This is a genomic window from Brevibacterium linens, from assembly GCF_003999335.1.
Classification (GTDB): domain Bacteria; phylum Actinomycetota; class Actinomycetes; order Actinomycetales; family Brevibacteriaceae; genus Brevibacterium; species Brevibacterium linens.
The window spans coordinates 414,762-436,667 of sequence record NZ_CP026734.1 but is presented as its reverse complement, the minus strand read 5'-3'; the positions used below and the strand labels follow the sequence as shown (position 1 = coordinate 436,667).

Genomic DNA, 21,906 nt, shown 5'->3' with positions numbered 1-21,906 from the left:
CGCCGGACTGCTCGCTCAGTTGTCCTTGGTGCCGGGCAGGCCCTGGGACTTGCGGCGCATGAGCAGGACGACGATGACGATGATGGCCAGGCCGCCGACGGAGAGCAGCACGATCATCGGCGTCGACATTCCGGAGTCGCTGCCGGTGGACTCGCCGATCTCGCCGCGATCCTCTGCGTCCTTGCCCGGCTCGTCGACGACTCCGCCGCCGAGCCCAGCCTTCGTCGACTCGCCGGACGATTCCGTGACCTCACCGCCGGCGCCTTCGGCGTCCTTGATCGAGAACGAGTAGTCGCCGGAGATCGGGTGACCGTCCTGCGACACCACGCGCCAGGTGACCTTGTAGTCGCCGGGCTTGAGGTCATCGGGCAGAGCGACACTGAGCTTCTTGCCCTCAACGGTCAGCTCACCTGCGGAGACATCTTTGCCGTCGACGACGACCTTGGCCTCGGAACCGACTTGCTGGATGTCGCCGGAGAAGGTCATCTCGAGCCATTTGGGCTGCTGGTCGAGCTCGGCACCGTCCTCGGGGTTCGACGACACCAGCTGATCATGCGCACTGGCGGCGGGAGCGAAAGCGAACACGCTCATCGCGGCCACCAGCAGGGCGGCGAAGCCCAGCCTGAGAGCGGACCAGTTCTGTCGGGTCATGAGACGAGTCATGAGAGTTTCTCCTTCGAGGCGTACCTGCGATTTCGATCGTGTCAGCGAGCTTGTGCTTACCAGTATCACTGAGATTTCGCGGCCAGCGTGCGCAGACGATCCGTGATTCCCGGCACGGATACTTCAATTGTCTCAAGAGTTTCTTCGAAATGCTTGAATTCCCCGTACCAGGGATCCTCGACATCGGGCGCCGGAACACCGTCGCCCTCGACCCCAGCCACCTGCGGATCGAACTCGCGCAGCATCCGCAGCTCCGGGGCCGCCTCGGCGGGAAGGTCTGCGATCATCCACTCCAGGGCACGAAAATGGCGGGCGGTCATCGCCACCGCCAGATCGCGGTCGGCCAACCATTCGGGGGTGATCTGCCGGGCGACGTGATCGTCGGTGCGGTAGCCGGCGGCGGCGAGCACACGCGCCTGACGTGGGTCGATGGGGTTGCCGGCCTCCTCATCGCTGATCCCGGCGGAGTCGACAACCGCCTCGGCGCCGGTATCGGCCAAGTGATGCACGAGCACACGTTCGGCGGTGACGGATCGGCAGATGTTGCCGGTGCACACGAAGACGACGGATGCCAGACTCATATCTCCTCCTCGGGCGGGGCGTGCGGGGCACTGATCACGATACTGTGGGGCCATGACTTCTGAAACCTCACAGACCTCGATCAGGCCGGCCGACGACCTGTACCAGCACATCAACGGCGAGTGGATCGACTCGTTCACGATCCCCGATGACCGGGCCGGCGACGGAGCCATGCGTGAGCTCTTCGACACCGCCGAGACCAAGGTCCGCGACATCATCACCTCAGTGACCGACAGCCCGCAGGAGCCCGGCTCCGAGGGACAGAAGGTCGCCGACCTATTCACCTCGTTCATGGATGTCGATCGCATCAACGACCTCGGCGTCGCCCCGCTGACCTCGACGTTCGCCGCCATCGACGCCGCCGAGGACAAGTCCGAACTCGCCGCAACGCTCGCCCGACTCGAGACCGAAGGCATCGGCGGAGTGCTCGGCGGGTACGTCACCGCCGATGCGAAGGACTCCGACATCTACGCCCTCTACCTCGTCCAGGCCGGCATCTCCCTGCCCGACGAGGACTACTACTTCAACGACGACCACGCCGAGGTGCGCGCGAAGTTCCTCGCGCATGTGCAGAAGATCGCGGCCCTGGCCGGTCTCGGGGAGAAGTCCGGGATCACTGATACCGAGGTGGCCGCCAAGGTGATGGCGTTCGAGACCGAACTCGCCCGGCACCACTGGAATCGGGTGGCCTGCCGCGATGCGGAGAAGACGTACAACAAGTATTCGATCTCTCAGCTGCGCGACCTCGGCCCCGAGTTCGACTTCGACTCGTACCTGGGGATCCTCACCGCCGAGGCGGCCGATCTCAAGTACCTCGTCGTCTCGCAGCCCTCGTTCGTCACGGGCATGGCGAAGGTGTGGGCGGCCACAGATATCGAGACCATCAAGACCTGGCTGCGCTTCGTCGTCGTCTCCGACACCGCCTCGCTGCTGACCGATGAGTTCGTCGAGGAGAACTTCGACTTCAACTCCCGGACTCTGTCGGGCACCCCGGCACTGCGGGAGCGCTGGAAGCGCGGGGTCAGTCTCGTCGAGGGCTACCTCGGTGAGGCCGTGGGCAAACTCTACGTCGCAGCGGAGTTCCCGCCGTCGTCCAAGGATGCGATCGACCATCTCGTGGGCATGCTCATCCAGGCCTATGACAAGTCGATCCGCGAACTCGACTGGATGAGCGAGGAGACGAAGGAACGCGCCCTGGTCAAGCTCTCGAAGTTCACTCCGAAGGTCGGCTATCCGGAGGTGTGGCGGGAGTACCCGGCCGCGATCGACTCCTCCGACTTGGTGGGCAACGTGCGTCGCTGCTCGCAGGCCGAGCATGTGCGGCAGGTCAAACGGATCGGCGGACCCATCGACCGCACCGAATGGCTGATGACCCCGCAGACGGTCAACGCCTACTACCACCCGGTGATGAACGAGATCGTCTTCCCGGCCGCGATCCTCCAGCCGCCGTTCTTCGACGCCTCCGGTGATGTGGCGGCGAACTTCGGAGCCATCGGCGCGGTCATCGGCCACGAGATCGGTCACGGCTTCGACGATCAGGGTTCGCGCTATGACGGCGACGGCAACCTCGTCGACTGGTGGACGTCTGCTGATCGTGAGCGCTTCGAGGAGCGCACGAATGCGCTGATCGCCCAGTACGAGGAACTGGTTCCGGCCGGTCTCGAGGCCAACCAGCATGTCAACGGAGCGCTGACGGTCGGTGAGAACATCGGTGACCTCGGTGGTCTGTCGATCGGCTGGAAGGCGCTCGAGCTCGAACTCGGCGAACGGGCGGGCACCCCGGGTGTGCCGGTGGCGCCGTCGGCTGATCAGGCGAAGGCGTTCTTCTCCGCGTGGGCGAAGGCGTGGCGGTCGAAGATGCGCACCGAGGAGCGTGTGCGGCGGCTGTCGATCGACCCGCATTCGCCGGAGGAGTTCCGCTGCAATCAGGTCGTGAAGAACATGACCGCCTTCCACGACACCTACGGCGTGACCGAGTCCGACGGCATGTACTTAGCCCCCGACTCCCGAGTCGCCATCTGGTAATTACTACCTGACGGCGGCCCAGCAACCTCGCGCGAGGTTGCTGGGCCGCCGTCAGGTAGTCCTGGGAGGAAACGGGCGCTGGGAGCCCGGGGATCCGAGTGGAGTGACTCAGCGGTGGTGGCGGATGAGGGCGACCATGCGGTAGTCGAATTCCTGCCAGCTCGAGATCGAGGCACCGGATTCCATCGCCGCCTGGAAGTCCTCGACCTCGGTGCGATCGGATTCGAGCGGAATGTCGAAGGGCATCTCCACGTAGAGCAGCCCGCTGGCGTCGGTGTGGACGATGTCGAAACCGGCCTGCTTCGGATCGAGTTCGTTGTTCATCACGATGAGCAGCCGGTCCTCGGGAGCCGAGTATTCGGTCTCGATGCCATCGACATACCCCTGCTGCGACCGCAGCTCACGCTGGGCCTGGATGACGAACGCGGAGTATGCGCCGATGCCGATGACCGGAATCCGCGAGGTCAGCGCCTCCGTGGCGACATCGATGAGCCGCGACCGGGCCTTACGCCCCAGCGGTGACAGATCCCCACCGGACATGGCAACCCCGTCGAATCCGACGAGCGAGATCCGCCCATCGTCGTGGTTGGGGTTGAGGATGGTGATGTCGAGGCCGAAACGCGAGTACCAGGGGCGAGTCACCTCAGCGCTCTCTTCGTCCCACCACACGTAGAAGAGGAACGGCACGTTGATCCCGGCCTCCGAGTAGAAGAACGGAGGACGCCGCTCACCTGCGGTGACGTCGAAGGGAACGACGTTTCCCTCGATCGGGGCCGGGCAGGTGGCGAACGAGGTGAACGCGAACGGGTAGTTCACCGCACGGTTGAAATCGACGACGAGCGACCCGTCCTGATTCGGCACTCCGAGATCGATGGTCCGCCACGCCGAGGTGGTGCTCCCGTTCGTCGAATCGTGGAAGTCCAGCTGGAGCCCGGTCTTCGGACACCCGGTGGCGAGCAGGTTCACCTCACCGTGCTGAGTGTCGAACGTGACGATTCCCGCCGCCTGCGTCTGCAGCTGCAGATCCTCTTGAGCGGTTTCGATCGGGTAGGTCCGGAACGGGTCGAACCGGGTGAATCGGGCGAGGAAGACGAAGTCCGGGTCCGGGTCGAAGACCGGAACCTCGAAGAACTTGCCCAACAGCGGGGACTTCGAATTGCGCACACGCACACCGAGGCGGCCGGCCCGGTCGATGAGTTCGTAGAGGACGTTGCCGACGGTGAACCAGTTGAGCGATCCGCCGGTCGGAATTTTCGCGCTGAACCCGTTCTCTTCGACGCGGACCTGAGGTCGGGCGGGCACGGCGTCGTGTCCGCCGGTCGCCTGTGAACCGGCACTCGCACCTGCTTCCGCACCAGCAGAACCATCCGCACCAGCCGCAGAATCAGCGCCCGCACCGGCCGCGCCGGTCTGGTCCGTGACCCTCGGCAGGGTCGAGGTGTCGCTGGGCACGGCCGGGCTGGTCGCCCGGGTCGGCCCCGAGTTGGTCGCAGCCGCGCCGTTTGTAGCCGCGCCGTTCGCACCTGCGCCGTTCACCCCAGAGCCAGCCCCATTCCCAGGACCAGTCCCGGATCCAGCCCCTGAACCAGCCGGATCCGACCCGTCTGGGCCGTCGCCGACCGTGCTGAGCAGGTCAAACGTCTCCGCCGCGGGACCGGCCTTGATGCCGGGATCCAGGGACACGGTCACCCACCCGTCGTCGACGGTGAAGGTGCCGGGAGCGTCGGCCCAGGTCGATTCGTCATCGAGCCAGTGCAGGCCGACGACGCTGAGCCAGCCGAACGGTTTCGCCAGTGCCGAGTTCCGTGAGTCGCGCCAGGTGTTCCACTCCGTCACGAACTGGTTCACGTCGAACACTCCTTGCCGTCGCTGGTGCAGTTGCAGGGTCGCCGCCCCGCCTGATTCTCGGACGCGGTGGCAACCCGGCGCCTGAGACCTGATCTTCTTCACCTCCAAACTACCGCAAACGATAGGCTGGGGAAATGAATGAATCACTCCCGCGACCGGACCGGGCCGCGACGACAGCGGCCGACCTCGGCGACTTCGTCAGCGCCTCCCCCAGCTCCTATCACGCGGTGGCCACCGCCGCGAAACAACTGGAAGAGGCCGGATTCTCCCGCCTCGACGAGTCCGCCCCCTGGGCGCTGACGCCCGGGACCGGGCACTACGTCATCCGCGACGGCGCGCTCATCGCGTGGATGAATCCCACCGTCACCGAGGCGGCTGACCGGTTCCGTGTGTTCGGTTCCCACACCGACTCCCCGGCGTTCAAACTCAAACCCGGCGGCGAGTACACCGCTGAGGGCACCCGCCAGGTCGGGGTGGAGGTCTACGGTGGGCCGCTGCTGAATTCGTGGCTCGATCGTGAGCTCGCCTTCGCCGGTCGTCTCGGCCTCGCCGACGGCCGCATCGTGCTCGCCCGCACCGGACCGATCGCCCGCATCCCGCAGCTGGCGATCCACCTGGACCGGCAGGTCAATGAAGGTCTGGCCTTGGACAAGCAGCGTCATACCGCTCCTGTCATCGGTCTGGCCGATCTCGCTGAGGCCGACATCATCGAACTGCTCGCCGCCTCCGCCGGCGTCGATGCCGAAACTGTCGTCGGTCACGACGTCTACACCATTCCCACTCAGGAGCCGGCCCTCTTCGGTGCCGCCGAGGAATTCTTCGCCTCGCCGAGGCTGGACAACCTGCTGTCCGTCCACGCCGGTGTCACCGCGCTCACCCAGCTCGATGCCGATAGGCTCGACGGCATCCCCCTGTTGGCGGCCTTCGATCATGAGGAGATCGGGTCGAATTCGCGTTCGGGTGCGTGTGGTCCGTTCCTCGCCGATGTCACCGAGCGCATCGTCGCCTCATTGCTGCCGCAGTCGACGCGCAGCGATTATCTCGCATCGATGGCCTCCTCGGTGTGTGTCTCCTCCGATGCCGGGCATGCTGCCCATCCGAACTATCCGGAACGTCATGATCCGCATGTGCGCCCCCGCCTCGGCGGCGGTCCCCTGCTCAAGCTCAATGCTCAGCAGCGCTACGCCACGGATGCGGTCGGCACCGCGGTGTGGTCGCAGGCGTGCGCGGCCGCCGGAGTCGAATACCAGGATTTCGTGTCGAACAATGCGATGCCCTGCGGTTCGACGATCGGACCGCTGACCGCGACCCGTCTGGGAATGACCACCGTCGACGTCGGTCCTGCCCTGTACTCGATGCACTCGGCACGCGAAATGGTCGCGGTCTCCGATGTGCTCGCCCTCGGTGCCGTGGCGAAGGCATTCCTCCAGGGCAGCTGACCTCGCACCCCCGGCGGGACTCGATTCCGCCGACACCGCGGTTGTCCTCACCACGACAATCGTGATACGAATTACACGACCCCACGGGAGCCCTCTGCACGGGCTGAGATCGGACTGCATCGTCCGAGACCGTAGAACCTGATCCGGTTGATACCGGCGTAGGAAGTGAGGACTGCAGATGACTGCATTCACCCCGGAAACACCTACCCCTGCCACAGCTTCGCCTGACGCGGTTTCGTCTGCCGCAGCGGCGGACGACCAGTTCACCCTCGAGCAGTATCCGACGCATTCGCCGGCATGGGTCGACGACACGGACCACGGCATCCGCGTTCCCGTGACCCGCATCGAACTCGAGGACTCGAACGGCCGGGCCAACGATCCCGTCGACGTCTACCGCACCGTCGGACCGGGCAGCATTCCGGAAGAGGGACTGCCCGCTCTGCGATTTCCGTGGATCGAGAACCGTCTCGACACCGAAACGTATGACGCCCGCGGCCACCGCATCGCCGATGACGGTCGTGCCGCCGTCCGCCGAGGGGCCCCGTCACAGCAGTGGAAGGGACGCAAACCGGTTCCGCGTCGGGCCAAGACCGGCCGCACGGTCACCCAGATGCACTACGCAAGGCAGGGCATCATCACCCCGGAGATGCGGTTCGTCGCACTCCGCGAGCAGTGCGATGTCGAGCTCGTGCGTGCCGAGCTCGCCGCCGGTCGGGCGATCATCCCGAACAACATCAACCACCCCGAATCCGAGCCGATGATCATCGGCAAGGCGTTCCTCGTCAAGATCAACGCGAACATCGGCAATTCCGCGGTCACCAGCTCCATCGCCGAGGAGGTGCAGAAGCTGCGGTGGGCCGCGAAGTGGGGTGCCGACACCCTCATGGACCTGTCGACCGGCAATGACATCCACACCACCCGAGAATGGATCATCCGCAACTCCCCCATCCCCATCGGCACCGTCCCGATCTATCAGGCGCTGGAGAAGGTCGACGGTGATGCGAACGCGCTGACCTGGGAGATCTATCGCGACACGGTCATCGAACAGTGCGAGCAGGGTGTCGACTACATGACCGTCCACGCCGGTGTGCTGCTGCGCTACGTTCCCCTCACGGCCGACCGGGTCACCGGGATGGTCTCCCGCGGCGGGTCCATCATGGCCGGCTGGTGCCTTGCCCACCACGAGGAGAACTTCCTCTACACCCACTTCGACGAACTCTGTGAGATCTTCGCCCAATACGATGTCGCGTTCTCACTCGGCGACGGACTGCGACCAGGGTCCATCGCTGATGCCAACGATGCCGCCCAGTTCGCCGAACTCGACACACTGGCCGAACTCACCGAACGCGCGTGGGCCCACGACGTCCAGGTGATGGTCGAAGGCCCCGGGCATATTCCCCTCCACCTCGTGCGGGAGAACGTCGAACGCCAGCAGGAGCTCTGCCACGGCGCACCGTTCTACACCTTGGGTCCGCTGGTCACGGACATCGCACCCGGATACGACCACATCACCTCGGCGATCGGGGCGACCGAGATCGCCCGCTACGGCACGGCGATGCTCTGCTACGTCACTCCGAAGGAGCATCTGGGCCTGCCCGACCGCGACGACGTCAAGACCGGAGTGATCACGTACAAGATCGCCGCGCATGCCGCCGATGTCGCGAAGGGCCACCCCGGTGCGACGGCCCGCGACGATGCGCTGTCGAAGGCTCGGTTCGAGTTCCGGTGGCGAGACCAGTTCGCCCTCGGCCTCGATCCGGAGACTGCTGAGGCGTTCCACGACGAGACCCTGCCGGCCGAACCGGCGAAGACCGCGCACTTCTGTTCCATGTGCGGGCCGAAGTTCTGCTCGATGCGCATCTCCCAGGACATCCGCGACACCTACGGCAGCGCCGAAGCTCAGGAGGCCCTGGCGGGAATGCAGCAGAAGAGCCGCGAATTCCTCGCCTCGGGCGGAGAGGTCTACCTGCCCGATCCGACCGTCGGCCTCAAGGCGGACTGACCGTCGTTCAGGGCGTGGCGCGTCTATCGCAGTGTGCACGATTCGACAGACGCGCCACGCCGTGACCGAGCGTTGCGGAGGCGATGTAGGTTGACGGCATGAGCGAACTCCAGCGTGCCTTCGACGCGCATCTGCACATCATCGATCCGACCCATCCGGTCATCGAGAACAACGGCTATCTGCCCGACCCATTCACGGTCGCCGACTACCGCGCGAGGCTGCAGAGCCTGCCCGAGGTCGGAGTCGACGTCGCCGGAGGTGCCGTCGTCTCTGGCTCGTTCCAGGGCTTCGACCAGGGGTACCTCGTCGAGGCGCTGGGCCAGCTCGGCGACAGCTATGTCGGTGTCACCCAGCTGCCGGATGAGACCACCGATGATCAGATCCGCCGCCTCGACGAGGCCGGCATCAAGGCGCTGCGCTTCAATATCGCCCGCGGTGGTTCGGCCACTCTCGATGCCCTCGACAGCTTCGCCCGCCGGGTCCATGACCTCGTCGGATGGCATGCCGAGCTCTATATCGACGCCCGCACCATCGACGCCGACCTCGCCGCACGCATCGCCGCACTGCCGGCGGTGAGCATCGACCACCTGGGCATGCACGAGGACGGACTGCCCACCCTGCTGCGCCTCGTCGAGGCCGGGGTGAAGGTCAAAGCCACCGGTTTCGGTCGCGTGGAACTCAACCCCGCCGAGGCGGTCCGTCGCATCGTCGACACCGACCCGACCGCGCTCATGGTGGGCACGGATCTGCCGTCGACGCGGGCGCGTCGCCCCTTCGCCGATGCTGATTTCGCCCTCCTCCGCCAGGTGCTCACCCCCACCGAGGCGGACGCCGTGTTCTGGTCGAATGCGGCGAGGTTCTACGGCCTCGAACCGTCATCCGCTGAGTAGACGTTCATCTCCGCCCAGTAGCATGAGTGAGATGAGTTCACGTCAGTCGAATCTCGCCTCCACTCTGCACACCCTCGACGGTCGCAGCTACGGCAATCTCAAACAGATCCGCGGCCGCTACACCTTCGGACCGGTCACCGTGTTCATCGATCGGGTCCAAGCCGATCCGTTCGCCTCCCCGTCGAAGGTCCGGGTCCGTGTCGATCGTGCCGATGCGAAGGTTCCGCTTGAGCTCACCACCGAGCACGCCGATCGCATCGCGGCGGCCGACTACCTTCTCCGTGCCGGCAACGAAGTACTCGCGAAGCTCGATCAGCGGGCACTCATCCTCGGCCGCCCCGGGCAGGAGATCCTCGAACGGACGAACATCCTCATCGACGACGCCGGGCTCGAGGCACGTCTGCTCGTCAACCTTCCGGCCCGCGGCCGCCGCATCCTAGGCCACCAGGCCGCCGACATCCTCACTCGCGATCTGCCCGAATTCGCCGAACGACTCTTCCTCTTCGACCGCTGGTCGGACGCCCCGGCAGGCAGGGGAGGGAACACTCCCGCCCCATCGGCCCACGGGCTCGCCGACCACGTCCAGCTGCACCGGGATCAGCTGGAACTGCGCAGCCGCCTCGGCGAGGCCGGACTCATCGGGTTCATCGGCAACGGGGCGATTCTGCCGCGGAAATCCGGGGATTCGGACCTGCCGATGACATCCTCCGATGCGGTGGCCTTCACCTCCCCTCCCGAACTCGAACACACGGTCGATCTCTCCAGCGGCCACAGCGTCACCGGCATGGGCATTCCCCGCGGGGTCACCGTCATCGTCGGAGGCGGCTATCACGGGAAGTCGACGATTCTGCGCGCGCTCGAACGCGGCGTCTACCCGCATATCGCCGGCGACGGGCGCGAATGGGTCATCAGCGACCCGACTGCCACCTCCATCCGAGCCGAGGACGGTCGCGCCGTGACCGGCGACGACATCTCGGCGTTCATCAACAACCTACCCTCGGGCACTGACACGAGATCCTTCTCCACCACGAACGCCAGCGGATCGACCTCGCAGGCGGCCAACCTCGTCGAAGCGATCGAGGCGGGTGCACGCACCCTGCTCATCGACGAGGACACCTCGGCGACGAACTTCATGATCCGCGACGAACGCATGCGCGCGCTCATCCCCGCCGAACGGGAACCGATCACCCCGTTCGTCGACCGCGTCCGTCCTCTGCTGACCGAGCAGGGCGTATCCACGGTGCTCGTCGCCGGCGGATCGAGCGCGTTCTTCGAAGTCGCCGACCACGTCGTCGCCCTCGACGCCTATGTCCCCCGCGAAGCCACGAACCAGGCACACGACCTCGTCGGAGTCACCGCCACCGACCTCAGCCCTGACTCCGGTTCAGACTCCCCAGCTGCCCCCGCTTTCACCGCCGCACCGCGTGTGCCGACGGCGAAGGCGCTGCGACCGTCGTCGAAGACGAAGACCGCCCGAGCGAAGGGATCCGATCGGATCCAGTTCGGCCGCGAATTCATCGACCTCATCGCCATCGCTCAACTCATCGACACGCAGCAGGCGGCGGGCGTGGCCGAAGCCCTCGAATACCTCGCGGAGATCTTCGACGGACGCACCTCACTGACCGAGGCGTTGGCCGAGATCGAGGACATGCTCGATGCCGAAGGCCTCGACGGAATCACGGGCCACCGCGACCATCCGGGCCACCTGACCCGGCCGCGCCGGCAGGAGATCGCCGCCGCTCTCAACCGCTACCGCGGGTTGAACCTCGAACGCTGACGAGCGCGACCTACCTATCCAACAGTCCAACCAGCTCGGCGTTTGTACCCACCGGCAGTGAGCAGGAGGTCCCTCGGCACACGATCGCCGTCCCCGCGGGGACGGCGACCTCCCGACCGTCCGGTCCGGGCACCCCGGTCGAAGCGGTGAGCAGAGTGACCGCTGGATGCCGGGCAGCGATGGTCCGCAGCGCCTCGTCGCCGGTGGCGACCCGCACGGGCGACAGCGCCCGCTCGGCCTGCCACAGCGCGTGCCCGCACCCGCGCGGCGCCTGCCCGGCCAATGCCCGATAGACCCCGAGCAGCCGATCCCTCACTTCCAACAGCCGTCCGGTATCCAGCGCGGCCGCCTCACCTGACGACTCTGCCGCACTAGACGTCGCACCGGATTCGGGACCACCGGACGTGGCAGCGTCGACGCCGAGCTCGGCGAGCAGCAGCACCGCCTCGGCGGCCGCCGATCGTCCAGACGGCACGGTGTTGTCGACGGGGTCCGCCGACTTCACATCGATGATCCCGTCGCCGAGCGAATCGACCGCCTCGAGGACCCCGTCCCCGCGTTCGGCGGTGAAGAGGTCGAGCATCGTCGCCGCGAGGTCGACCAGATCCCCCACCTTCACCAAGGCGGCCCCGCCGGACAGCTGCCCGACCGTGATCCCAGCGGTGATCGTCTGCGCCCAATCGGCGAGCCCGCCCCGCCCGGGGCCGGCGACTCCGCCGGTGAAGCTGCGCCGCACATCGAACGAGGCCGAGCCAGTCTGCTCCATCGGTTCGGCAGGCTCCGCCGAACCGGCGCTCGCTCCTGCCCGCTTGATTCGTTCGTCCATCGCCGTCCAGAACCGCACGGCGGTTTCTGCCCATCGCGCCGAATCGGCGGATCCGGCGTTCCCTGTGATCGCACCACCGGTCGACTCCGCACCAACCGCCGAATCGGCACCACCGTCGGACTCAGCGCCCGCACCGGAGTACAGGGCCGCCTCGGCGAGGGCGGTGACGGCTAGGGAATTCCATTCGGTGATGATCTTCTCATCACGGGCCGGCTGGGACCGGCGAGCGCGCAGCTGCTCGAGCACCTCGCGCTGACGTCTCGTCGCCTCGATGTCCCAGGGCGCGGGGTGTTCGGCGTCGAAGGGCACGTCCTCCATGCCGAGCCAGTCGATGATGCGCACGGCCGCGACGACCTGGCCGGACAGCTCGCCTCCGGCCGGCGAATCGACGAGCCCGAGCAGACCGGCCTGCCCGGCTTCAGCGAATTCTTCGGGAGTGAAGACATACGCCGCGCCCTCTTCGGAGACTCCCGCCGGGTTGAGCGAATCCGCGTCGAGCGCGGCGATGAACCCGTCATCGGTCGACAGGTCGCTGATCAGGAAGTTCGCAGTATCGGCGATTTCCCGTTCGGCCAGGGCGAGCCATTTCGACCTCGGGTCCAGGGCGCGTTCGACCTTCGCCCAGGCGACGACGGCACGCAGGTAGAGGGCATTGTCGTAGAGCATCTTCTCAAAGTGCGGCACGAACCACTGCCGGTCGACGCTGTAGCGGGCGATCCCGCCGCGCACCTGGTCGCGCATGCCGCCGGAGGCGATTCTGGCCAAGGTCGAGCGCACGGCGATGAGGCAGTCGAGGACGAGCTCACCGGTCAGGTGCCCGTCGGCGCCGAGCCAGCCGAGCCGTCCTTCGGCCCGGACCCGATCCATCGGGTGCTCCCCGTCCCCTCCCTCGTTCGCCGAGGCGGTCCCACCGGTTCCCGGGCGCGCCGAAGCACCGTCGCCGGATCCCTCACCCGCCGAGGCGGTCCCGCCCAAGCGCACGAACGCCGCGAGGAGCTGGAGGACGTTCATCATCGGCGGGAACTTCGGGGCACCGCCGAACCCGCCCCAGGCCGGATCGTAGGAATCGAGGAGCGCCGCGGCGGCGGAATCGAGTTCATCCGGGGTCAATGACTCCGCGGTTGCCTCGGCGGGAAGAGCACTCGTCACGGCATCGGCCATTTCGGCCAACCCGCGGTCCATCCGGGACGTCATCTGGTTGACTTCGTCGCGGCGGTCCGTCCAGGTCGCCGATACGGCCGAGAGCACCTGCGTGAATGCGGGCAGGTTTCCTCGCGGCGCGGGCGGGAAATAGGTGCCGGCGTAGAAGGGGCTGCCGGCAGGTGTGGCGAAGATCGTCATCGGCCAGCCGCCCTGTCCGGTCATCGCCTGCAGCGCGTTCATGTAATAGGCGTCGATGTCCGGCAGTTCCTCGCGGTCGATCTTCACGGGCACGAACCGGTCGTTCATCAGCGTCGCGACTGCTTCGTCCTCGAAGGATTCGTGCGCCATGACGTGGCACCAGTGGCAGGTGGAGTATCCGATCGAGATGAGGAGGGGGACGTCACGGCGGGCCGCCTCGGCGAGGGTGTCCTTCGTCCACATCCGCCAGTCCACGGGATTGTCCGCGTGCGCGCGCAGGTAGGGGCTGGTCGAGTCGGCGAGTTCGTTCGGCATGTCCCCAGCGTCTCACTTCGAGCGATCACGCGCGAGGTCGACTGTCACGTGCGAGGTCGACTTCTGAGACCGCATCGTCCGGTCCTCGATCAGCCCTTCCCTCGCATCCGACCCTCTTCTACACTATGTAGAACTCAGTGGAGAGGGAACCGATCCCGGTGCCCGCCGCTGGGAGACAGGAGAACGACAATGAACGCCGAATCACCCTGGACGCTCGACGCCACGGACTGCTGGGACCTCCTGCGATCCGCCTCCGTCGGTCGCCTGGCTGTCATCGTCGATGGTGCCCCGGAGATCTTCCCGGTGACCTTCACCGTCGAACATTCCGCACTCGTCATCCGCACCGGCGATGGCACGAAGATCGACGCCGTCCGGAGCCATCCTCGCGTCGCCTTCGAAATCGACGGCCTCGACGGCCTCGACGGGCAGACCGCATTCAGCGTCGTCGTCAAAGGCGATGCGAAGGAGATCAAGGCTCCCGACGAACTGCGCGACACCGTCTCCCTCGACGTCTCCCCGCTGCAGGCCGGGACGAAGAATCATTTCGTCCGGATCCTCGCCGAGGAGGTCACCGGCAGGAGCTTCCCCGTGACCGATCCCGCGACGTGGAAGTCAGCGCTGCGCGACGTGGCACGCGCACCGCACGAGTGACCCCGTCGACCGGTTCCTCGTCGATCAGAGTGCTTCGACGACCTCGACGAGGCGGTCGGGGGCGTTGGTGATGATGCCATCGGCGCCGACATCGATGGCCCGTTCCATCTCGCCGATGTCGTCGACGGTCCACACCAGACTCGTCATTCCGAGCTCGTGGATGGCGGTGAGGAAGTCCTCGTCGGCGGCACAGAATTCCGGGTTGACCTGGTCGACCCAGTCGGCGAAGTCCTGGAGTTCGTCCGGGCACGGACGCCCGAGCACACCGACCGGGATCTCCGGGGCGAGCGCGTGGAATTCGGCGACGAATGCCCAGTTCGCGGACTGGACGACGAGCATGCCGGCGGCCAAAGCCCGCTCGAGGTAATTCGGCACGGCGCGCAGGGCGGACAGGACCGCCTCGGCGATTCCGGGATAGACCTCGGGATGCTTGACCTCGAGCAGCAGGCCGGTGCGGGTGTCGTGGGCGAGGGTGAGCACCTCGGCGAGGCGGGGCACCCGGACACCTGCGAACTCCTCACCCTTCCAGCTTCCGGCATCGAGCGTGGCGATCTGGGCGGCATTCATGCCGGCGATTCTGCGGTCTTCGCGATTCGGGTACAGGGTGCGGGCGTCGGTCGTGCGATCGACGGTGGTGTCGTGCATGATCACGAGCTCGCCGTCGGCACTCATGTGGACGTCGGCTTCGATCATGTCTGCGCCCTGGTCGATGCCGGCGATGAACGCGGGGATCGTGTTCTCCGGCCACTCGGCGGACGCACCTCGGTGTGCGATGACCAGGGGCGGAACCCGAACGCGGGCAGGATCGATCACGGTGTCGGCGATGCCGGTGCTGAGATCTCTGGGCGAGGGATCGGACGTGGGGGTGGCGAGGGTGATGGGCATTTCAGAACTCCTCCACGGAGACTGCGGGTGGCGTTCGGGCACCGGATCCAACTGCTGCTTAGGCGACCGAACGATGAGTACTAGGCCGCCCAGACTAGGCGGCCCGAGCAAGGCCCGGGTGATGCGCGAGTGGACGGGACATGAATCCTGCCGGTGTCGGCACTGGCCGTCGCCTGAGCCGATGCTGACTCGGCTGCGAACCACCGGCATCACTCACAGCAGGGGCCGATGCCACACCGGCAGGGGGTGGGGTGGCAGACTGGGGATAACCCCGGACGGAGTTCTCGCTTTCCGCACCTCCGATCCTCTCCAGCACGATTGCCGAAGGAGGCGCAGTTCAATGGAGATGCTCCAGAGTGCATTCGACAGTGTCAGCACCGTATCGTCATACATCCTTGTAGCTGTTCTCATCCCCACTGGTCTGTATTTCACGATCCGCACGGGAGTGGTGCAGATCCGCCTGCTGCCCGAGATGCTCCGCACCTTGACGGAGCCGGGCGGACGGGATTCCGAGGGCAACCGGAACATCTCGCCGTTCCGCGCCTTCTCGATCTCCGCGGCCTCGCGAGTGGGGACGGCGAACATCGCCGGTGTCGCATTGGCGATCTCGCTCGGCGGTCCGGGGGCGATGTTCTGGATGTGGCTGACGGCCATCGTCGGCGGGGCCACGGCCTTCGCCGAGTCCGCCCTCGGCCAGCTGTACAAACTCAAGGACGGCCCGAACTTCCGCGGCGGCCCCGCCTATTACATCAAGCACGGGCTGAACATGAAGTGGCTCGGATTGCTCTTCGCCGTCATCGTCGCCATCACCTACGGCGTCGTGTTCAACTCCGTGCAGTCGAACTCCATCGTCGACGCCGTCGGCGCATCCTTCGGAGTCGAGAATTCGGACGGCGTCTTCGCCGCGGTCGCCGGTGCCATCATCGCCGTCGCCGCATTCGCGATCTTCGCCGGCGGTGCCAAGCGCATCTCGAACATCTCGGCTTATCTGGTGCCGATCATGGCCGGTCTCTACCTCATCGTCGGCATCATCGTCGTGGCGATGAACATCGGTGCCGTTCCGTCGATGATCGCGACGATCTTCGCTGACGCGTTCAGCATGCATTCGCTCGCCGGCGGCACGTTGGGTTCGATCATGCTCATCGGTGTGCAGCGCGGTCTGTTCTCCAACGAGGCCGGTATCGGTTCGGTCCCGAACGCGGCAGCCACCGCATCGGCGTCGCACCCGGCCAAGCAGGGCTTCGTGCAGGCGCTGGGCGTGTACTTCGATACGATCCTCGTCTGCTCGATCACCGCGTTCATCATCCTGCTGTCGAACCCGGAGTACGGCAGCTCTGCCGAGGGCATCCAGCTCACACAGACGGCTCTGAGCGGTCAGCTCGGGCAGTGGGCGATCCACTTCCTCACTTTCGCGATCTTCCTCTTCGCGTTCTCGTCGATCCTCGGCAACTACTACTACGGCGAAGCGAACATCGAGCATCTGACGACGAACCGCGCCGCGTTGCGGGTGTATCAGGTCATCGTCATGGTCTCGGTATTCATCGGTGCGATCGCGGCGCTCGACCTGGTCTGGACTGCCGCGGACATCTTCATGGCGATCATGGCGCTCATCAACCTCTTCGCTCTGCTGATGCTCTCGCCGCTGGTGTTCTCGCTGCTGAAGAACTATCAGCAGCAGCGTCGAGCCGGCTTCGAACCCGTCTTCCACCGCGGCGATCTGCCCACGTTCAAGCGCATCAACACCGATGTCGACGCCTGGGACGGCACCGACGAGGTGACCACCGCAAAGTTCTGGCAGGACCGCGGGAAGAAGGTTCGCGAAGACGGACAGTGACAGGGTGCTCTCCGACAGCGAGCGACGTTGTCGGTGCACACCGCGCACACGACTGTGGGGCCCGGCACCATCTCGACGGTGCCGGGCCCCACTGTGCTGGTGCGCTCACCTCATCGGGAAATCCGGTGTGCGCGTGAGTCGTCAGCGGCCGGCAGGAGTGAAGTCCGTGCTGCCGACGAACTCCGGACGCGGTTTCGGCGCTGCGAACGGTTCCACACACGTGTTCTCCACCGAGTTGTACACGATGAAGATATTCGAGCGCGAGAACGGAGTGACGTTGCCGTTCGACGCATGCATACAGTTGGAGTCGAACATGATCGCTCCGCCGGCCGCTCCTTCGAGCACGTCGATGCCGTATTCGTCGGCGAAGTCACTGAGAGTCTGACGATCCGGGGTGCCCGCACCCTGCATGATAAGTGACTTCCGATAGTTGTCCTCGGGAGTGCCTCCCACGCAGCTGATGTAGCGCTTGTGCGAACCGGGCATGATCATCAGCGGGCCGTTGAATGAGTAGTTGTCCGTCAGCGACAGCGAAAGACTCACCGCGCGCGGAGTGGGCATTCCGTCCTCAGCATGCCAGGTCTCGAAGTCCGAATGCCAGGAGAACTCTTTGCCCACGAATCCCGGTTTGTAGTTGATCCGGCTCTGATGAATATAGACATCGGTTCCGAGGATCTGACGTGCACGGTCGACGAGGCGCGGATCGTTCGCGATCTTTCTGAAGATCTCATTGGTGCGATGGATGTCGAATATCGACCGGACCTCGTCGGACTCGGCTTCGACGACGGTACGCTCATCGGCCTTCACTTCCGGGTCACGCGAAAGCCTTTGAAGCTCGTCGGTGAAGAGTGTGAGCTCTTCGCTTGTGATGAGCTGATCGATCGTCAGATAGCCCGTGTCCTCGAAGTGCTTGAGATCAGCCGCCTCGAGGGGGCCGTCTTCGGGAGAGCCGAAGACGATCGGACCCGTGCGCGGGAGAACCTCTGTGGTCTCACCGGAGCGAGTCGGATAGAGATCTGTGGTTGCGGTCGCAGCTGATACTGCTGTCATCATTTCTCCTTCCTTCGCTATGTGCCGTCTGCCGGGCCGGTGGCGTAACTGCTCATCGGCCCCGCAGATCGGGTTGTGCGGCCACCGTAACAGGAAGACATCGTCCCCGGTACCCCGGTCAGAACCAGGACAGAGAGACCGGCACCCTCGGTGCGATCCAACAGAGATGAATCGCCTCCAAAGGTGCCGGTCATTCTTTGGAGGTCAGCGTTTGACCGACTTCGAGGTCGCTCCGGTTGCCCAGCTGACCTGGCTGAAGGTGACACGGTAGTACTTCTTGCTCTTCGACTTCACTTTGTAGGTGGCCTTGCCCTTCTTCGCGGAGACCGTCTTCAGCGTCTTCCATTTGCTGCCGGACTTGACCTGGAACTTCACCTTCGGGCTGTACTTGATCTTCCCGTAGCGCTCCGGGTGGTAGACCTTCGACGACGAGGTCAGCGTGACCGTGCTGCCGCTGCGCTTTGCAGAAAGCGAAGCGTAGGACTTGCCGCGGACGTAGAAAGAGCCCTTGGTGTAGTCGGCACGCTCGACTTCGCCGTAGCTGTTATAGCTTGAGCCACCGTAGTAATAGGCCCTGACTTCTGAAGGTCCGAGGGTGTACTTACCCAGGCCATCTGACGATGGGCAGATCATGATCCGGTCCTTCTTGGAGCCGCTGTAGTCCGAGAACCACGCCGTATCGGCCCAGCCGTGACGACCCCGGATATCAGTGTCAACGTCCCAGTCATCAATCCTGGACTTCTTATGCTTCATGTAGACGTTTGTATATTTGCAGTTCCAGTCGGACACAACGACGCTGTCTCCCCAGAGCTTTGTAACGTCGAATGATGAACTCGCCGCCTCGGCGGAGACGGCGGGACCGACGGCGAGAGCAAGAGCAGCAACGGACGCCACAAGGGCGCGCTTGAGGAACTTCATGGAGGCTCCAACTGAAGATGGGATGGAAGAGGATGCCTGAGTCGGAGTCAACGAATGTGTAATCGGCAACGAGAAGTCACGAACTTGAAAGTTGTATGGCCGAAGATTACCACACCTGCAGTCCATCCGGCCCCCGCTCAACGGTGCCGTTCACCCGGAAGCCTCAACCACACGCGAAAAGGCGGCCCGAGCGCAATGCTCGGGCCGCCTCGGCGAGTGAAACTCAGTCAGCTTCCGCCGATCCAGTCTTCGACTGAACCTCGATCAGTTCGCGGGTGCGGCTTCATCCTCGACGATGAGCGGGTACACGCCGTTCTCGTCGTGAACCTCACGGCCGGTGACCGGCGGGTTGAACACGCAGGCCATGCGCAGCTCTTCCTCGGCCACGACGGTGTGCTTCTCGTTTCCGTCGAGCAGGTACATGACGCCGTCGTGGAGCGGGTATTCCTTGCCGGTCTCCAGATCGGTCAGCGTTCCCTTGCCCTGCACGCAGTACACGGCTTCGACGTGGTTCTGGTAGTGGAACGTCGAGGTGGTTCCGGCGTAGATCACGGTGTCGTGGAACGAGAATCCAACGCGCTCCTTGCCGAGCACCATGCGGCGTGAGCGCCAGGTCTCGGACTTCACATCGCGATCGGTGTCGTTGAGGTCATCGCGGTTGACTACGTACATCTGTGGTCCTTTCGCAAAAGGTCGGTGAAAGTGTTCAGGGGGTGGGCCGCGAAAGTCCGTCTCATTTCAACGGCTCCCGTCGGCCCGGGTGGACGATCGAACCAGTGAGCTCGATTCCGCCCACAGCTCGGGCCGGCGCCACAGCTGCGACGCCGGCCCGGCAGAGGTGGGTCAGGCCAGCGCGGCCGTGGTTGCGGCGGGAGCGAATTTGGCCACTCCGGCCTCGATGATGTCCAGACCCGCCTGCAGATCGCGCGAGTCGATCGTCAGCGGCGGCATGATCTTGATGACTTCGTCATCGGCACCCGAGGTCTCGAGCAGGAGACCGTTGTCGAAGGCGTAGGCGGCAACCTTCTCGGCCACCTCGAGGTCCTCGAAGCACAGCCCGGCCAGCAGGCCGCGTCCGCGGATCGATGCGCCTTCGGCCTTCTCGACGATTCCGTCGAGGCGCTGGTGCAGAGCGGCGATGGTGTCGGCAAGCTGGTTCTGGAACTCGTTGTCGGCCCAGAAGGTCTTGATGGCGGCGGTGGCAGTGACGAACGCGGGGTTGTTTCCGCGGAAGGTGCCGTTGTGCTCGCCGGGCTCCCAGACGTCGAGCTCGGGGCGGAACAGGGTCAGTGCCAACGGCAGACCCGAACCGGAGATCGACTTCGACAGGCAGACGATGTCGGGCTCGATGCCGGCTTCTTCGAAGCTGAAGAACGAACCGGTTCGGCCGCAGCCGGCCTGCACGTCATCGACGATGAGGAGGATGTCGTGCTTCTTGCACAGGTCGGACAGAGCGCGCAGCCATTCGGCACGTGCGGCACGGAGCCCGCCCTCGCCCTGCACGGTCTCGACGATGACAGCGGCAGGCTTGTCGACACCCGAGCCGGAGTCCGCGAGGACCTTCTCCAGCCACAGGAAGTCGGGCACCTCGCCGTCGAAGTAGTCGTCGTAGGGAATCTTCGAGCTGTTGGTCAGCGGGATTCCGGCGCCTTCGCGCTTCATCGAGTTGCCGGTCACCGACAGCGAGCCCAGCGTCATGCCGTGGAAGGCGTTGGTGAACGAGAGCACGTGCTGACGTCCGGTCACCTTGCGGGCGAGCTTGAGAGCCGCCTCGACGGTGTTGGTGCCCGTCGGCCCGGGGAACATGACGGAGTAGTCGAGTCCGCGCGGCTTGAGGATGAGGTCCTGGAAGGTCTGCAGGAACTCACGCTTGGCCGGGGTCTTCATGTCCATCGAGTGCAGCACGGCACCCGACTGCAGGTATTCGATCAGCGGGTTGATCACGGCCGGGTTGTTGTGGCCGTAGTTGAGTGCACCGGCACCGGAGAAGAAGTCGAGGTATTCGTTGCCGTCTTCGTCCCACTGCTTGGCGCCCTGCGACCGGGCGAAGGTGGCCGGCCAGGAACGGCAGTAGCTGCGAACCGCTGATTCGCGAGTTTCGAAGATGTCGGGCTTGTCAGTTGGTGTGGGCTTGGCGCTTTCAGTCATGACTTGAGTCCTTTCGACTTCCAAAGTTGTGCGTCTGCATCGGATGCAGTCGCCGAGGCGGTGACCGCCGCCGCTTATTGCGGGCGATCTCTTCCGCCTCCTGGCACCTGGCGCGTCCGCTCCCTTGCAGCAGGGGTCCGCGCGGCGCCGGGGTGGGGCTCGTTACAGGGGTGCGATCTCGTAGAGGTACTCGGTGTCGTGGCCGTCCGGGTAGAGGTCCGGGGTGAACAGCGGGCGACGGTCGAAACCGGCCCCGCGCTTCTCCGCGAACGTCTGGAACAGACGGTTGGACGCCGCATTGTCATCGGTGATCGTCGTCTCCATCCTCAGAGCACCGGTGCGGTCGGCCAGCTCGTTGAGCATGGTCGATGCGAGTCCGTGTCCGCGGAAGTTCTCGTCGACGGCGACCTGCCAGATCATCAGGGTGTCCGGATTCTCCGGACGGGTGTAGCCGGTGACGAAGCCGGCGGGCTCTCCGCCGATCCGTGCGATCACCGAGGTGTCCGCGAAGTCACGGCACCACAGCAGGTACGAGTACGAGGAGTTCAGATCGAGCACGGCTGTGTCTTTCGCGAGCCGCCATAGATGTTGCCCGTCCTCCAGCTCAGGAGTCCGGACGTCGATTTGCGTCTTCGGTTCAGCGAGTGCGTTAATCACGCCAACAAACCTAGCGGGATGAGAATGAGCGTCAACCTCGAAACTGTCGATTCCGGGC

At 65.2% G+C, this 21,906-nt stretch carries 17 protein-coding genes and 1 riboswitch; of the genes, 7 read left to right on the top strand and 10 right to left on the bottom strand.

The features are described 5' to 3' along the window. Nucleotides 1–15: 15 nt before the first annotated feature. Nucleotides 16–663 carry a copper resistance CopC family protein gene (locus tag CXR29_RS01840; RefSeq protein WP_241241546.1) on the bottom strand — a complete coding sequence of 216 codons (648 nt, stop codon included), beginning with the start codon at nucleotides 661–663 and terminating at the stop codon, nucleotides 16–18. Between the two features lie 65 nt (nucleotides 664–728). Next, entirely contained in the window at nucleotides 729–1,244 is a 516-nt protein-coding gene (locus CXR29_RS01835) for a low molecular weight protein-tyrosine-phosphatase (protein WP_127363715.1), read from the bottom strand. Nucleotides 1,245–1,296: 52 nt separating this feature from the next. Between CXR29_RS01835 and CXR29_RS01830 the strand changes: the two genes are divergently transcribed. Then, entirely contained in the window at nucleotides 1,297–3,267 is a 1,971-nt protein-coding gene (locus tag CXR29_RS01830; protein ID WP_127363714.1) for a M13 family metallopeptidase, read from the top strand. Nucleotides 3,268–3,375: 108 nt separating this feature from the next. Here CXR29_RS01830 and CXR29_RS01825 read toward each other — a convergent pair whose 3' ends face one another. Then, complete coding sequence (locus CXR29_RS01825; protein WP_241241545.1) at nucleotides 3,376–5,115, bottom strand: DUF1684 domain-containing protein; 1,740 nt, start codon at nucleotides 5,113–5,115, stop codon at nucleotides 3,376–3,378. Between the two features lie 134 nt (nucleotides 5,116–5,249). Here CXR29_RS01825 and CXR29_RS01820 point away from each other — a divergent pair, with 134 nt between their 5' ends. The 4 genes from CXR29_RS01820 (at nucleotide 5,250) to CXR29_RS01805 (ending at nucleotide 11,223) form a co-directional block, all read left to right on the top strand. After that, nucleotides 5,250–6,554, top strand: a complete 1,305-nt coding sequence (locus CXR29_RS01820; protein WP_127363713.1) for a M18 family aminopeptidase — start codon at nucleotides 5,250–5,252, stop codon at nucleotides 6,552–6,554. A 74-nt stretch (nucleotides 6,555–6,628) separates the two neighbouring features. Further along, a riboswitch (TPP riboswitch) is annotated at nucleotides 6,629–6,737 on the top strand. Continuing rightward, entirely contained in the window at nucleotides 6,733–8,556 is a 1,824-nt protein-coding gene (thiC, locus tag CXR29_RS01815; RefSeq protein ID WP_127363712.1) for a phosphomethylpyrimidine synthase ThiC, read from the top strand. It overlaps the preceding riboswitch by 5 nt. A 98-nt stretch (nucleotides 8,557–8,654) precedes the next feature. Beyond that, complete coding sequence (locus CXR29_RS01810; protein ID WP_127363711.1) at nucleotides 8,655–9,446, top strand: amidohydrolase family protein; 792 nt, start codon at nucleotides 8,655–8,657, stop codon at nucleotides 9,444–9,446. Between the two features lie 31 nt (nucleotides 9,447–9,477). Continuing rightward, nucleotides 9,478–11,223, top strand: coding sequence for an ABC-ATPase domain-containing protein (locus CXR29_RS01805; RefSeq protein ID WP_127363710.1), 1,746 nt, complete (start codon nucleotides 9,478–9,480; stop codon nucleotides 11,221–11,223). 10 nt (nucleotides 11,224–11,233) lie between these two features. Here CXR29_RS01805 and CXR29_RS01800 read toward each other — a convergent pair whose 3' ends face one another. Further along, nucleotides 11,234–13,705 carry a thioredoxin domain-containing protein gene (locus tag CXR29_RS01800; protein ID WP_127363709.1) on the bottom strand — a complete coding sequence of 824 codons (2,472 nt, stop codon included), beginning with the start codon at nucleotides 13,703–13,705 and terminating at the stop codon, nucleotides 11,234–11,236. Between the two features lie 189 nt (nucleotides 13,706–13,894). Between CXR29_RS01800 and CXR29_RS01795 the strand changes: the two genes are divergently transcribed. Then, complete coding sequence (locus CXR29_RS01795; RefSeq protein WP_127363708.1) at nucleotides 13,895–14,356, top strand: pyridoxamine 5'-phosphate oxidase family protein; 462 nt, start codon at nucleotides 13,895–13,897, stop codon at nucleotides 14,354–14,356. 24 nt (nucleotides 14,357–14,380) lie between these two features. Here the strand turns inward: CXR29_RS01795 and CXR29_RS01790 are convergent, their stop codons facing one another. Next, nucleotides 14,381–15,241, bottom strand: coding sequence for a glycerophosphodiester phosphodiesterase (locus tag CXR29_RS01790; protein WP_101554811.1), 861 nt, complete (start codon nucleotides 15,239–15,241; stop codon nucleotides 14,381–14,383). A gap of 340 nt (nucleotides 15,242–15,581) precedes the next feature. Between CXR29_RS01790 and CXR29_RS01785 the strand changes: the two genes are divergently transcribed. Further along, complete coding sequence (locus CXR29_RS01785; protein WP_101554810.1) at nucleotides 15,582–17,075, top strand: alanine/glycine:cation symporter family protein; 1,494 nt, start codon at nucleotides 15,582–15,584, stop codon at nucleotides 17,073–17,075. Between the two features lie 141 nt (nucleotides 17,076–17,216). Here CXR29_RS01785 and thpD read toward each other — a convergent pair whose 3' ends face one another. The 5 genes from thpD to ectA all read right to left on the bottom strand — a co-directional run bounded on the left by thpD (nucleotide 17,217) and on the right by ectA (nucleotide 21,848). Then, nucleotides 17,217–18,125, bottom strand: coding sequence for an ectoine hydroxylase (thpD, locus tag CXR29_RS01780; protein WP_101554834.1), 909 nt, complete (start codon nucleotides 18,123–18,125; stop codon nucleotides 17,217–17,219). Between the two features lie 204 nt (nucleotides 18,126–18,329). Next, nucleotides 18,330–19,043: a hypothetical protein gene (locus CXR29_RS01775; RefSeq protein ID WP_127363707.1), complete on the bottom strand. Its 714-nt coding sequence runs from the start codon at nucleotides 19,041–19,043 to the stop codon at nucleotides 18,330–18,332. Nucleotides 19,044–19,307: 264 nt separating this feature from the next. After that, nucleotides 19,308–19,715, bottom strand: a complete 408-nt coding sequence (locus CXR29_RS01770) for an ectoine synthase (protein WP_101554808.1) — start codon at nucleotides 19,713–19,715, stop codon at nucleotides 19,308–19,310. A gap of 171 nt (nucleotides 19,716–19,886) precedes the next feature. After that, nucleotides 19,887–21,191, bottom strand: a complete 1,305-nt coding sequence (gene ectB, locus CXR29_RS01765) for a diaminobutyrate--2-oxoglutarate transaminase (protein ID WP_101554807.1) — start codon at nucleotides 21,189–21,191, stop codon at nucleotides 19,887–19,889. Nucleotides 21,192–21,353: 162 nt separating this feature from the next. Beyond that, the gene (ectA, locus tag CXR29_RS01760) at nucleotides 21,354–21,848 is read right to left on the bottom strand and encodes a diaminobutyrate acetyltransferase (RefSeq protein ID WP_025778552.1); all 495 of its coding nucleotides are present in this window, start codon (nucleotides 21,846–21,848) and stop codon (nucleotides 21,354–21,356) included. Nucleotides 21,849–21,906: the final 58 nt, after the last annotated feature.